This is a genomic window from Pseudomonas sp. ICBG1301 (genome assembly GCF_016918385.1).
GTDB lineage: Bacteria > Pseudomonadota > Gammaproteobacteria > Pseudomonadales > Pseudomonadaceae > Aquipseudomonas > Aquipseudomonas palleroniana.
The window spans coordinates 437,188-450,033 of the sequence record NZ_JAEKGB010000002.1 but is presented as its reverse complement, the minus strand read 5'-3'; the positions used below and the strand labels follow the sequence as shown (position 1 = coordinate 450,033).

Here is a 12,846-nt window from a genome sequence, read left to right as displayed (position 1 = left end):
AATCGAGGGGTTGGAAATAGTTGTTTTTTATCAATCGATTGCGAGGTCATCGGGACAGTAGAGCCGATAAAATTTTTGCAAAACGTTTCCCGTGTTTCGTTAGAACGCACCTGTTTGTGAATTTACGAAACGATCGTTACCAATAATGGTGCACGTGCTTGAGGGTGTCTTTTCGCCGATGACGTTTGGCGATTCATTGCTGTAGCATCCGCTAGCGTCGACACTGCCCCTGCCATTACGCAGGGGCCAGGAATATAGGAGATTGCTGATCTATGGCCAGAATGGGCGCTGAATTACGCCGGCAGGATTTCGTCGAAGCCACGATCAAAGTGATTGCCGAGCACGGCGTGGCCAATGCCACGACCCGCCGTATTGCGGCGGCCGCCGGTTGTCCGTTGGCATCACTGCATTACGTGTTCCATACCAAGAACGACCTGTTCTATGCCGTCTATGAATCGCTGTTCAGCCTGCCCCCTCAAGCACTGGAACATGTGCCCGCCGGAACGACTGCCGGCGAGACCGCTGCCGAAGTCCTGCGGCAGTTGATCACCTGGTTCATCGATCATCCGGATGCAGCCAAGGCGCAGACCGAGCTGTTCTTCTGGGCAATGCGCAATGACCCGGAAATGGCCAGCAAGATTTACTCGGTGGCCATTGAAGCGACCGAGCAGGCGCTGGAACGCGCCATCGGGGCTGAGCTGGGGAAGCCGTTCCTGAAGGCGACAAGTCGACTTCTGATCCAGCTGGTTGACGGGCTGACCATCGCGTGGTCCGCCCATGGTGACCTGTCGAGATTGAGAGCCGAGACCGAGACAGCTTGCACAGCGCTATTGCTGCTGGTAGCCAGTCACTGAGGCAATCCTCACACGCTGCTGACCAGATGGCCGCCATCCACCGCCAACACGCTACCGGTCATGAACGCACCGGCGTCGCTGGCCAGCAGCAAAAAGGGACCGGCCAGTTCGTGCAATTGGCCCAACCGACGCATCGGTACCTGATCGCGGATGTAATGGTTGCCCTTTTCGTCGTCAAAAAAGGCTTCGCTCATCTGCGTCTTGAAGTAGCCCGGCGCGATGGCGTTAACCCGAATGTTGTACCGCGCCAGTTCCAGCGCCAGTGATTTGGTCAGTTGCACCACCCCGGCTTTGGCCGCGCAGTAATGGCTGTAACCGGTGCCGACGCGCAACCCGAGGATCGACGCCACGTTGACGATGCTGCCGCTGCGCCCGGTGCTGGCCAGCCGTTGCGCCGCAACCTGGGCTACACGCCAGACACCATCCAGATTGGTCGACAGCATTGCGCGCCACTGCTCCTCGCTGATCTCCAGCGGGCGCTGCCCGTTACCGATTCCAGCGTTGTTGAGCACCACGTCAACCACACCGAAATGCGCCTGGGCCTTATCGAACGCCGCCTCGACGCTGCCCCGATCCGTCACGTCGAGCTCGAGCGACAGCGCCTGACCGCAATCCCACTCAATGTCCTTGGCGACTTGCGCCAGCTTTTCGACGCGCCGCGCAGTCAGCACGACCCGGGCGCCGGCATGCGCAGCGACCCGGGCCAGATATGCCCCAATGCCGCTGGAGGCGCCAGTGATCAATACCGTTCGGCCGGCAAGGGAAAAATTCTGGACGAAATCATGAGTCATCAGTACACCTCCAAATGAATGACGCTGGCGCGCGCTGCGGGCAAACAGGCCCCTTCCTCCGGAACCGGCCAGGCATGAGCTTGATGCGTGGTCGCCCGCATGACCTGCCCGCCCCCGGAGAAAGGGAATTTCAGATTTTTTCGATGCGGGATCTGCCGGCGGCGACCAGTCGCTCCAGAAGCGCTGCCGGGCGAAACCACATATCACCGTACTCGCCAAGCGTGCGGCGATAGTGATCAATGCGGCTGAGTACCGTGTTCAAGCCCAATTGCTCGGCGTAATGCATCGGGCCACCGAGATGAGCGGGAAAGCCGTAGCCGTTGATCCAGACCAGATCAATGTCACTCGCGCGCAGTGCGACACCTTCATCCAGCAATTGAATGCCTTCGTTGATCATCACGAACAGGCAACGGTCATGAATCTCCAGGTCTTCGATGCTGCGCCGAGATATGTTGAGTTCACGGGCAAGCTGTTCGGCCAGCGTGATGACTTCCTGATCTTCGGTACGGCTGCGTCCCTCGTAGAGGTAAAAGCCACGTCCGGTCTTTTGCCCGTACCGCCCCAAGGCATACAGTTGCTCGGCGAGGCAGCAGTAGCTCTGGTCATGGGCAATGGCTTCCCGGTTGGCGTCGCGCATCAGAAAGCTCACATCGATGCCTGCCAGATCCAGCATGCTGAATACACCCATGTTCAAGTCCAGACTGGTCAGCACAGCATCAACCCGCGCCGGCGTTGCCCCTTCCAGTACAAGTCGGTGGGCTTCGCGGGCATAGGGTTCGAGCATGCGATTGCCGATGGAGCCCGCGCTGTTACCGGACATGACCGGAAGTTTGCCGATACGCCTGGCGATGTCCACGACAGCGGTTACCACGCCCGCCGCTGTGGCCTGGCAGGAGGTAATTTCCACCAGGCGCATAACATTGGCCGGGCTGAAGAAATGCATGCCGATGACGTTCTGTGGCCGGGAGACCGTCTTGGCGAGCGCTTCGATATCCAGCGACGACGTGTTAGTCGCAAGAATGGCGCCCGGCTTGCAGACATTTTCCAGCGCGAGGAACACCTGTTGCTTGCTCTCCATCTTTTCGCATACCGCCTCAATGATCAGGTCGGCATCCGAGAGGTCTGCGTAGTGGAGCGTGCCAAACAACAGCTCCATGCGCTGCTGCACCTGTACGTTACTCAGCTTTGCGTGTTTGACGCTGAGTTGATAGTTCTCGCGAATTCGCTTGAGACCACGATCCAGTGTGCGCCCATCAAGCTCCATCAGCGCCACGGGAATGCCAACATCGGCAAAGCTCATTGCGATACCTCCGCCCAAGGTGCCTGCACCGATCACGGCAACCTTGTTGATCTTGCGCGAAGTATCGGCAGGTTCACTTCGGGGCGTCCGTCGTGCTTGTTGTTCTGCAAAGAACACGTGCCGCAATGCTTTTGACTGACGTGACGCTTCAGCCTGCTTGAACAGCGTCAATTCGCGCACCAATCCCTCTTCCATGGGCAACAGGCAAGCGGCTTCCAACGCTGAAAGCACCAGCCTGGGCGCCAATCGGCTTTTCCAGCGGGGCTCATGCTCCGCGCGATAGCGCGTCAGGAAACCATCGGGTAAACCCTCGGTGGGGTTTGGCCAGGCTTCGGCGGGCCGTGCCGGGGCACAGCAGTCAATCAGCTCATGGGCATAAGCCCGAGCCTCCTCCAGCAACTGGTCAGTGCTGGAGGAAACACGGTCGAGGATGCCGAGCATACGGGCGCGCTCGGCATCGATCTGTTCACCTGACAAGATCAGGTTCAAAGCCGATTCGGCGCCTATCAGCCTGGGCAGGCGTTGCGTTCCGCCAGCGCCGGGCATCAGGCCAAGATGGATTTCCGACAGCCCTACCCGCGCATCGGGTGCTCCAATCCGGTAACCACAGGCCAGCGCCAGCTCCAGCCCTCCTCCTAATGCAAGCGTGTCAATTGCAGCAATCAGTGGTTTATGAATGGCACTCAGGTGCGTCAGGATGCCCGGCAAGTCAGGCTCGGCGAAGCAGGCTTCGGTTCCGAATTCTTTGATATCGGCACCGGCACTGAACAGTCCCGGCACACCATACAGAATCATCGCTGCCACCGTCGTGTCGGTAGCGGCACGCTCACAGGCATCAATGAGTGCGGCACGCAGGGACTGGTCGAGTGCGTTGACCGGCGCACGGTTCAGACCGATCAGGGCCAAGCCTTCTTCGACACGGTAATGGATCAGGTCACACATAGGGTGTCCCTTGCAGGCATTTTCAGGGTGTTGAGATGGCGTGTTCGAAGGTCGAGAATTGGCGGTTTGTTATAAATTGCGGAAAACATCACCAATGCTGGCAACGGGATAAGCGGAATACGGCTGCGCTGTCAGAGTCGAGCTCACCGGGCTGAAACCACCGTAGGAACCCAACGAGTAGAAACTATGAATTGCGTAGATGGCGAGGGAAACAAGCGTCAAGGCCAGGCAGGAAAAAAGAATAGAGCGCATCGTAAACCTCCGTCATCCGGCGGGAGCCAAATGCAGTGTCTTTTGTTATTGAAGGTTTCGATTCTGGATAATGACCGCTGCGAAAGCTTGGCAGATCGCGCCATGTATTTTGCAGTTCATGACAGTCAAGCGCCTGGCACAGTGGGCAGGTCTGAATATCGGGCACTGAGCTGATAGTGTCTCAAATGAACTAACTTCCTTGATTTCTACGGTTTTCGTTGCAGTATTGAGCTTTTCCTGCACAATTCCTGGCATTGAAATTCGATCGAGACTGACTGATGTCCCTGACTCCTCAAGACGAAAGACTCATCAAGGCGTTGGCCCTGGCCATCGTTGATCGCCCTCGGGCGACGCTCAAGGAGCTGGCAGAGGCGGCTGGCGTGAGCAAGGCCACGCTGCACCGCTTTTGCGGCACCCGTGAAAACCTTGTGCAAATAATGGAAAGCCATGGTGAGACGGTGTTGAACCAGATCACCACCACGACCGATCTATTGCACGGTGAACCAGGACAGGCGTTGCGCAGCCTGATCAATGAGCACCTGGCTCATCGTGAAATGCTGGTTTTCCTGCTCTTTCAGTACCGCCCTGACACGTTTACGGTTAATGGTGAGGGCGACCGTTGGCAGTCTTACGCCGATGCCCTGGATGCTTTTTTTCTGCGTGGCCAGCAGATGGGCGTGTTTCGCATCGACGTCACCGCTGCCGTTTTCACCGAGCTGTTCCTGACCATGATCTTCGGTATGGTCGATGCCGAGCGCCGTGGGCGTGCGGCCAGTGCCAACTCGGCCAATGTGCTGGAGCAGATGTTCCTGCATGGCGCTGCCAGTGCCACGCGTGCCCAGTAACCCTCACTCGGATTTCCTGCAAAAAAAAGCCCCGTGACCTCTCGGTCTACGGGGCAAAAAGGTTGGATGCGCCAACCAAAAGAGCTCTTGCCAGGCTTTACCTGACGGTTTTTTGCGTTGACCATCCTCCGCCCAACGAACGGAACAGATCGACCAGAGCGATCTGCCGCTGAGTGCTGACTTCGATAAACGTCGTCTCGTTGACGAAGTTGGTACGCTGGGCGTCGAGGTAACGCAGGTGACTGTCAATGCCACCTTCATAACGTGCCTTGGCCAATTTCAGGCTCTCGCTGCTGGTGTCGGCCAATGCGCGTCGTGCCGATTCTTCCCGGCGCAAGGTGTCGGTGGCGGCCAATGCGTCGGCGACCTCGCGAAACGCCGTCTGAATCGTGCCCTCATACGCCGCAACCGCGGAGTCTTTGCGGACTTCCGCCAACTTGAGCCCGGCACTGTTGCGGCCTGCATCAAATAAAGGCAGTGAAAGGTTCGGCACAAAACTCCAGGAGCGTGAGCCGCCGTCGAACAAACCGGACATTTGTGCGCTGGACGTGCCAAAGCTGCCCGTCAGGCTGATGCGCGGAAAGAATGCCGCCCGTGCAGCACCGATGTCCGCATTGCGCGCCTGTAGCCTATGCTCGGCGGCAAGGATGTCGGGCCGGCGTTCGATCAATGTCGAGGTGGTGTCAGGTGCGATGTCCTGAACCAGCATCGGCTCCGTCGACAGCCTGTCGGGTATCGACTTCGCGGCATCCTTGCTGCCGAGCAACAACACCAGCGCATTGAAGGCCTGCTGTTTCTGGCGCAGGTTGCTTTCCTGTTCTGCGCGCGATTGCTCTACCAGCCCCAACGCTTCCTGGTAATCCAGGGCAGTCGCTGTGCCGTTGGAACGACGTTGGCTGATGAGCATGAACGAGTATTCGCGACTGATCAGGGTCTGCTGGGTCAGATCCAGGCGACGCTGGGCGCCGTCGTGAACCAGGTAAGCCTGGCTGACTTCGGCGATCAGCGCGATCTTCGCGGCGCGAGCCGCCTCTTCGGTGGCCAGGTACTCTTGCAGCGCGGAATCACTGAGGCTCTTCACCCGGCCAAACAGATCCAGCTCGTACTCGGGCAGCGACAGGCCGACCTGATAGCTGCTGGCAACCCCCGCCCGCCCGTTGCTGGCCAGATCTGCCGGCAGGCGCTGACGATTGCCGGATGCACCGGCATTCAGACCGGGTACCCGGTCGGCCCGCTGGATGCGGTACTGGGCCCGGGCCTGCTCGATGTCCAGAAGGGTCTGGCGCAGTGAACGGTTGTTGTCCAGTGCGATCGACACCAGACGACGCAAGTCGGGATCGACGATGAACGCCTCCCACGCCAACGGGTTGATCGAACTGCCCCGCTTCATCGACCCTTCCATCCAGTGATCGGCAACCGGCGCAGCGGGCCGCTCATAAGTGGGCGCCAATGAGCAGCCGCCCAGCAGCATGGCGACCACCAGCGTAGAAAAAGCTGAAATACGCATGAGTCACTCCTGAGTCAAAGCAGGTTGTTCAATGGGAGCCGGCTTGCTGCGCAGCATCGACAGCACCCAGACAAAACAGATCGGTACGAACAGCACACCCAGCAGCGTCGCGCTGAGCATCCCACCGATGACACCGGTACCGATTGCCCGCTGGCTCGCCGCCCCTGCTCCGGTCGCCAATGCCAGCGGCACCACGCCGAGGATGAAGGCCATGGAAGTCATCACGATTGGCCGGAAGCGCAGGCGCGCGGCCTCGATGGCGGCGTCACGCAGGCTGTAACCCTTCTCCCAGAGTTCCTTGGCGAACTCGACAATCAGAATCGCGTTCTTCGCGGCCAGACCGATGATGGTGATCAACCCCACCTTGAAGTACACATCGTTGGGCATGCCGGCGACCATGACTGCGAGGACCGCACCGATGGCGCCGATCGGTACGATCAGCATTACCGTCAACGGAATCGCCCAGCTCTCGTAAAGCGCCACCAGCAACAGGAACACCACGAGGATTGCCAGCGCGAACAGTTGCGTAGCCTGGCCGCTGGAGACCTTCTCCTGATATGACAGACCGGTCCACTCGTAGCTGAAACCGGCCGGCAACTGCGCCGCGATTCGCTCCATTTCCGCCATGGCTTCACCGGTGCTGTATCCCGCCCCCGCATCACCGACGATGCGCACCGACGGATAACCGTTGTAGCGCACCACTTGCACCGGACCTTCCTCCCAGTGGGTGGTGACGAAAGCACTGAGCGGCACCAGATCGCCGGCGTTGTTGTGCACGTACAGCTTGAGCACGCTTTCCGGAGTCATGCGCTCGCCCTGCTCGGCCTGCACCACCACGCGCTGCTGACGGCCGGAGTTGGTGAAGTCGTTGATCACCTGCGAACCGAACGCGGCAGACAGAGCGTTGCTGATCGATTCAAAACTCACACCCAGGGTGCGAGCCTGGTCACGGTCGATCACCACCCGCAATTGCGGCGACTCGGCCAGACCTTCCATCATTGCGTAGAGAATTTTCGGGTTGCCGTTGGCCTGACCGAGCACCTGGTCGCGGGCGGCAAGCAACGCTTCACGGCCCAGACCCGCGCGATCCTGCAGGCGCAACGCGAAACCACCGGAGTTGCCCAGACCGTCAATCGGTGGCGGCGGTACCGCCATCACTGCGCCGTCGTTGGTCACGGCAAATTGCTCGTTCAGCGCCGTGACTTCCGCCATGGCCGATTGATCTTCGCCACGCAGCGACCAGTCCTTGAACACCGGGAATGCCAGCGCTGCGTTGTCGCCCATCCCGGAAAAGCTGAAGCCAGAGACCAGGAACGTCGACTGGACCGCGTCACGGGAAGCGAGGTAGCGCTCCAGTTGCTCGCCGGTCGCTTCGGTGCGGGTACGGGTCGCGCCTGGTGGTAACTGAACGTCGACAATCATGTAGCCCTGGTCTTCGACCGGTACGAACGACTCGGGCAGGCGCAGATAGAAGTAGCCGAGCATGGCGATGATGCCCACATACACCAACATCATCCGGCCGGCACGTGCCACCAGCCCGTTGTTGAGGATCGAATAACGCTCGGTGAGCTTCGCGAAGCCACGGTTGAAGGCGCCGAAGAAGCCGCGCTTTTCATGGTGGCCCTGTGGAATCGGCTTGAGCAGCGTGGCGCACAGCGCCGGGGTGAACGTCAGTGCCAGGAAACCGGAGAACAGAATCGACACCGCCAGCGACACCGAGAACTGCTGATAGATCACCCCCACCGACCCGGACATGAACGCCAGTGGCATGAACACCGCCGACAGCACCAGGGTGATACCGATGATCGCGCCCGATACCTGCCCCATGGCCTTCACCGTGGCGTCGACCGGAGACAACCCCTCCTCGGCCATGATCCGTTCAACGTTCTCCACCACCACAATGGCGTCGTCCACCAGGATGCCGATCGCGAGCACCATGCCGAACATGGTCATCATGTTCACGGAGAAGCCCAGCACGTACATCATCAGCAGCGTGCCCAACAGACACACCGGTACCACAATCGACGGGATCAATGTGTAGCGGATGTTCTGCAGGAACAGGAACATCACCAGGAACACCAGCACCATCGCTTCGATCAAGGTATGAATCACCTTCTCGATCGCGACATCGACGAAACGCGAGGTGTCATAGGGGACGGAATACTCCACGTCATCCGGGAAGTACGCCGACAGTTCGGCGAGACGTTCCTTGACCGCGGTTGCGGTCTGGATTGCGTTGGCGCCGGGAGACAACTGGATGGCCGCCGCCACCGCAGGTCTGCCGTTGAGGCGCGAGTTGAAGTTGTAACTCTCCTGACCGATTTCCACGCGGGCGACATCGCTCAGCTTGACTGTAGAGCCGTCCTCGTTGGCACGCAGGACAATGCGCGCAAACTCCTCTGGGTTATCCAGCGTCCCTTTCACCGCCAAAGTGGCTGTCAGTTCCTGCTGGCTGCTGGTCGGCGTACTACCGAAGCTGCCGGCCGGTACCTGCACGTTCTGTCCGCGGATGGCAGCGCTTACGTCGTCGATGGACAACCCATAACCCACCAGTTTCTGCGGGTCGAGCCAGATGCGCATCGCAGCTTCAGAGGAGAAGAACTGTAGCTTGCCGACGCCCTGCACCCGGCGCAGTTCGTTGTTGATATTGCGCGCGGCGTAGTCGCCCAGCGCGGTCGTATCGCTGTGCTGGGTGCCTTCCTTATAGTTGAGCGCATAGATCAGCAGGAAACCGGCGCTGGTCTGTTCCACCTCCAGGCCTTGGGTGAGCACTGCTTGCGGCATGCGGGCTTCAGCCTTTTTCAGGCGGTTCTGCACGTCGACCTGAGCGAGTTGCGGATCCGTTCCGGGCTGGAACGTCACTGCAATCTCGGCAATACCGTTGGAGTTGTTGGTCGACTCGAAATACAGCAGGTTCTTGGCACCATTGAGCGACTCTTCGATCACGCTGGTGACCGAGTCCACCAGCACCTTCGCCGAGGCGCCCGGATAGGTTGCCGTCACCTTGATTTGCGGCGGCGCTACGTTGGGATACTGCGCCACCGGCAGCATCGGGATGACCAGCAGACCGGCCAGAGAGATGAACAACGCCACCACCCAGGCGAAATTCGGGCGCTTGATGAAAAACTGAGACATCGGAATATCCTCGAGGCGACAGCGCCCTTACTGTTTCGACTCAGGCGACTGAGCCTGCGCTTGGGGCTGCCCAGGTACGACCTTGGCGCCCGGCTGCAGGCCGCTCAGGCCGCTGACAATCACCTTATCGCCAGCCTTCAGCCCCTCACTGATCTGCCAGCGCGAACCTTGCATCGCGCCGGTTACCACAGTGCGTGCTTCGGCGCGGTCGTCGGCACCGACCACCAACACCTGGGCACCGCCATCGCTGCCGCGTTGCACCGAGCGTTGCGGCACGAGAATGGCTTGGTTGTCGGTGCCTTGTGGTGTGCGCACGCGCACGAACATGCCAGGCAACAGCACGCCGTCGGTATTGGCGAACTTGCCGCGCAGCGACACCTGGCCAGTGCCACGGTCTACGGCGACATCGGTAAACATCAGCGCGCCCTGGCGCTCGTAAGCGGTGCCGTCGACACGAATCGACAACGCCTTGTTGTCGTCATCGGAGAGCTTTCCGCCCTTGAGCGATTCGCGTAGACGCAGTGCATCAGCAGCCGACTGGGTGAAGTCGACATACACCGGATCCAGTTGCTGAATCCGCGCCATCAGCGTGGCGTCACCTTGACCGACCAAGGCCCCCTCAGTGACCAGGGCACGACCTACGCGACCGGAAATCGGCGCAGTCACCGATGCATAACTGAGGTTCAGGCGGGCACTTTGCAAATCAGCCTGGGCTGAGCGGGTGGCTGCCTGAGCGCTGCGCAGGTCCGCCATGGCGCTGTCGAAATCCTGTTGGCTGACCGCCTCGATTTTCACCAGGGGCTCATAGCGCTTGACCCGTGCCTGTGCCTCAAGTGCAACGGATTGCGCACGGGCCAGTTCACCCTCGGCGCGAGACAAGGCCGCTTTGAGCGGTGCCGGATCGATCTGGAACAGCAGGTCACCGGCTTTGATGTCGGCGCCCTCTTCAAAACGTTTTTGCATCACGATGCCAGGTACACGAGCGCGCACTTCCGCGACCCGCACGGGTTCCACCCTGCCCGGCAGCTCTGAAGTCAGTGCCAGAGGCTCCGTTTTCACCGCCAACACCTCTACCGGGCGCGCCACTTCGGCTACATCCACTGGTTCATTCGCGGGTCCACACCCGGCCAATGCAATGGCTGCTGCCAGCGAGCCCGCCATCCCTACTGCACGCAAATTGCCCATAACTCACCCAAGGCTTGATTGAATTTGGTGCGAATGCTACTTTCCAAACCCTAATGAGTCAACATTGTCTCACGTGAGAAATGTGTGATTCTTGTATAAACATCGCTTGAGGCGTGGTGATGACCCCGAACTCCCATGATGAACAAATGCTCAAGTCGCTGACCGTGGCGGTCGTCACCCGACCGCGGGCGACCATGAAAGAGCTGGCGCAATTGGCAGGCGTGAGCAAGGCGACCCTGCACCGCTACTGCGGAACACGGGAAAATCTGGGGCAGCGACTGGAGGAATATGCCGAAGGCACGCTCAATATGATTATCCGCAGCGCCGGTTTGCAGCACCTGCAACCACTGGACGCGTTGCGTCGACTGATCCGTGAGCACCTTGCCCATCGCGAACTGCTTGCCTTTCTGATGGCGCAATACCGCCCTGACTTTCTCGACTTCGAACGGGGCGACACACGCTGGCAGTTTTACCTGGAGGCGCTGGATGGGTTCTTCCTGAGAGGTCAGCAAAAAGGGCTGTTCCGCATCGACATCACCGCCGCGATATTTACCGAGCTGTTCATCACGCTGATCTACGGCCTGGTAGATGCCGAGCAGCGCGGGCGTGCTGCCAACGCCGATTCGGCACGCACGCTTGAGCAAATGTTCCTGCACGGAGCGCTCTCTGGTGGCGAGTTCCGCGAGCACGCCTCTGCACAGGAAAGTGCACTGTAGTGCTCAGAAATGTGTGAAGGCATCGCTGATGCCGGCAACCGGTGGGTGATTGGAATGATGAGCAACAGTGTGGTGAGCGGAGCGCGGCTGAAAATACAGCGCCCCCGAAATCAGTGCGACTACCAGCAAAGCGAACAGAGACCGACGCATCGAACACCTCCACCGTCCAGCGTGGGGCCGAACGCAGGTTTTTTGTTATTGGTGGTTCGAGTCTGGTCTCGATACCAGGGTGAAAGCTTTGCAGATCGCGCCAGAAATTTTGCATATCGTGCCAATGCCGCCCAGGCCAGAGACGGCTCGTCATTCGGAGGGTCAATCTGATGTCCACTGTCCGTGGCGCTGCTCTGTGGGGGTTCAAGGCATTTGCTGTCAGTCAGGGCATCGATGCGAACTCGCTACTGGCCGAAATGGGTCTGCCTGAAGAGCCGCTGGATGCTCAACTTTCCGGCGCGCAGTTCAATGCCTTGGTCGAGTTGTGTGCGGTGCGTTCGGACAATCCTCTGTTCGGCTTACAGTTCGGCTTGCACCAGGGCACGCAAAGTCTGGGTACCCTGCTGTACGCCATGCGCAGTAAAGCCAATGTGGGTGAGGCGTTGAATCTGCTGACACGCTATTTCCCTATCCATAGCGACGGCGCGCTGCTAAGCCTTGAACGTCAGGCCGGCAGCGCCCGGCTTTTGTACGATGTCACTGACGGAACGTTGGTCTCGGTACGTCAGACAGTGGAGTTGGCGATGGGAATTGCCGCGTGTCTGCTCCGCGAACTCTTGGGACACGCCTGGAAACCGAGCGCTCTGCTATTGCGCCACGGTGCTCCACCCCACCGCGTTGCCTATCGTGCTCTGCTGGGTATTCCCCCGCGCTTTGGCAGCCCCGTCAATGCCTGGGTTTTTGATGAGTCATTGCTGGCGATCCCCCTGGGAGCGACAGACACCCGGTGTCAGCAATTGGCCCAGCAACATCTCGACGAGCTCGCCTGCGTAACCCTGCAAGAGTTGCCTTCCTACGTGCAAAACCGCCTGCGCACTGAACTGGTCCATGGCCCGGTCACGCTTCGCGACATGGCCGAGTTCCTGATGATCAGCCAGCGCACCCTGCAACGCTATCTGCGGGCACAAGGCACACAATTCCAGGAGTTGCTGGACGATACCCGCCAGGCGATGGCCGTGCGCTACCTTTGCGACTCATCGATCAGTCTGACGCAGGTGGCAAGCCTGTTGGGTTACGCTGACCTGAGCAGCTTTTCCCGCGCTTTCACTCGCTGGAACGGCGTCAGCCCGCAAAAGTGGAAACAGCGCATGCAACACACGCTGGGGTAA

The 12,846-nt window shown here is 59.7% G+C and carries 9 protein-coding genes; 4 read left to right on the top strand and 5 right to left on the bottom strand.

The features are described from left to right. Window positions 1–272: 272 nt before the first annotated feature. On the top strand, window positions 273–854 hold the full coding sequence (locus JBE38_RS05845) for a TetR/AcrR family transcriptional regulator (protein ID WP_205343829.1): 582 nt from the start codon (window positions 273–275) through the stop codon (window positions 852–854). 8 nt (window positions 855–862) lie between these two features. Here the strand turns inward: JBE38_RS05845 and JBE38_RS05840 are convergent, their stop codons facing one another. Beyond that, window positions 863–1,645, bottom strand: a complete 783-nt coding sequence (locus tag JBE38_RS05840) for an SDR family NAD(P)-dependent oxidoreductase (RefSeq protein ID WP_205343828.1) — start codon at window positions 1,643–1,645, stop codon at window positions 863–865. 130 nt (window positions 1,646–1,775) lie between these two features. Then, a complete protein-coding gene (locus JBE38_RS05835; RefSeq protein WP_205343827.1) occupies window positions 1,776–3,887 on the bottom strand; it encodes a 3-hydroxyacyl-CoA dehydrogenase NAD-binding domain-containing protein in 2,112 nt (703 codons plus the stop codon). Between the two features lie 530 nt (window positions 3,888–4,417). On the opposite strand from JBE38_RS05835, the gene JBE38_RS05830 reads away from it, so the two are divergent. Next, window positions 4,418–4,984 carry a TetR/AcrR family transcriptional regulator gene (locus tag JBE38_RS05830; protein ID WP_161548091.1) on the top strand — a complete coding sequence of 189 codons (567 nt, stop codon included), beginning with the start codon at window positions 4,418–4,420 and terminating at the stop codon, window positions 4,982–4,984. Between the two features lie 97 nt (window positions 4,985–5,081). On the opposite strand, the gene JBE38_RS05825 is transcribed toward JBE38_RS05830, so the two are convergent. Genes JBE38_RS05825 through JBE38_RS05815 form a run of 3 tightly spaced genes read right to left on the bottom strand, consistent with a single transcriptional unit; the run spans window position 5,082 to window position 10,811 of the window. Continuing rightward, a complete protein-coding gene (locus JBE38_RS05825) occupies window positions 5,082–6,491 on the bottom strand; it encodes an efflux transporter outer membrane subunit (RefSeq protein ID WP_205343826.1) in 1,410 nt (469 codons plus the stop codon). Between the two features lie 3 nt (window positions 6,492–6,494). Then, on the bottom strand, window positions 6,495–9,626 hold the full coding sequence (locus tag JBE38_RS05820) for an efflux RND transporter permease subunit (RefSeq protein ID WP_205343825.1): 3,132 nt from the start codon (window positions 9,624–9,626) through the stop codon (window positions 6,495–6,497). Between the two features lie 27 nt (window positions 9,627–9,653). Then, window positions 9,654–10,811 (bottom strand): MexC family multidrug efflux RND transporter periplasmic adaptor subunit, encoded by a 1,158-nt coding sequence (locus tag JBE38_RS05815; RefSeq protein WP_205343824.1) that lies wholly within the window; start codon window positions 10,809–10,811, stop codon window positions 9,654–9,656. A 119-nt stretch (window positions 10,812–10,930) separates the two neighbouring features. Between JBE38_RS05815 and JBE38_RS05810 the strand changes: the two genes are divergently transcribed. Continuing rightward, window positions 10,931–11,527 (top strand): TetR/AcrR family transcriptional regulator, encoded by a 597-nt coding sequence (locus JBE38_RS05810; protein ID WP_126871080.1) that lies wholly within the window; start codon window positions 10,931–10,933, stop codon window positions 11,525–11,527. Window positions 11,528–11,847: 320 nt separating this feature from the next. Next, window positions 11,848–12,846 carry an AraC-like transcriptional regulator QhpR gene (gene qhpR / locus JBE38_RS05805; protein WP_240202427.1) on the top strand — a complete coding sequence of 333 codons (999 nt, stop codon included), beginning with the start codon at window positions 11,848–11,850 and terminating at the stop codon, window positions 12,844–12,846.

Excerpts from the sequence above, each read along its gene's own strand:
- JBE38_RS05840 (WP_205343828.1), bottom strand. The coding sequence starts at position 1,645 with ATGACTCATGATTTCGTCCAGAATTTTTCCCTTGCCGGCCGAACGGTA.
- JBE38_RS05810 (WP_126871080.1), top strand. The coding sequence starts at position 10,931 with ATGACCCCGAACTCCCATGATGAACAAATGCTCAAGTCGCTGACCGTG.
- JBE38_RS05845 (WP_205343829.1), top strand. The coding sequence starts at position 273 with ATGGCCAGAATGGGCGCTGAATTACGCCGGCAGGATTTCGTCGAAGCC.
- JBE38_RS05835 (WP_205343827.1), bottom strand. The coding sequence starts at position 3,887 with ATGTGTGACCTGATCCATTACCGTGTCGAAGAAGGCTTGGCCCTGATC.
- JBE38_RS05825 (WP_205343826.1), bottom strand. The coding sequence starts at position 6,491 with ATGCGTATTTCAGCTTTTTCTACGCTGGTGGTCGCCATGCTGCTGGGC.
- JBE38_RS05830 (WP_161548091.1), top strand. The coding sequence starts at position 4,418 with ATGTCCCTGACTCCTCAAGACGAAAGACTCATCAAGGCGTTGGCCCTG.
- qhpR (WP_240202427.1), top strand. The coding sequence starts at position 11,848 with ATGTCCACTGTCCGTGGCGCTGCTCTGTGGGGGTTCAAGGCATTTGCT.
- JBE38_RS05820 (WP_205343825.1), bottom strand. The coding sequence starts at position 9,626 with ATGTCTCAGTTTTTCATCAAGCGCCCGAATTTCGCCTGGGTGGTGGCG.
- JBE38_RS05815 (WP_205343824.1), bottom strand. The coding sequence starts at position 10,811 with ATGGGCAATTTGCGTGCAGTAGGGATGGCGGGCTCGCTGGCAGCAGCC.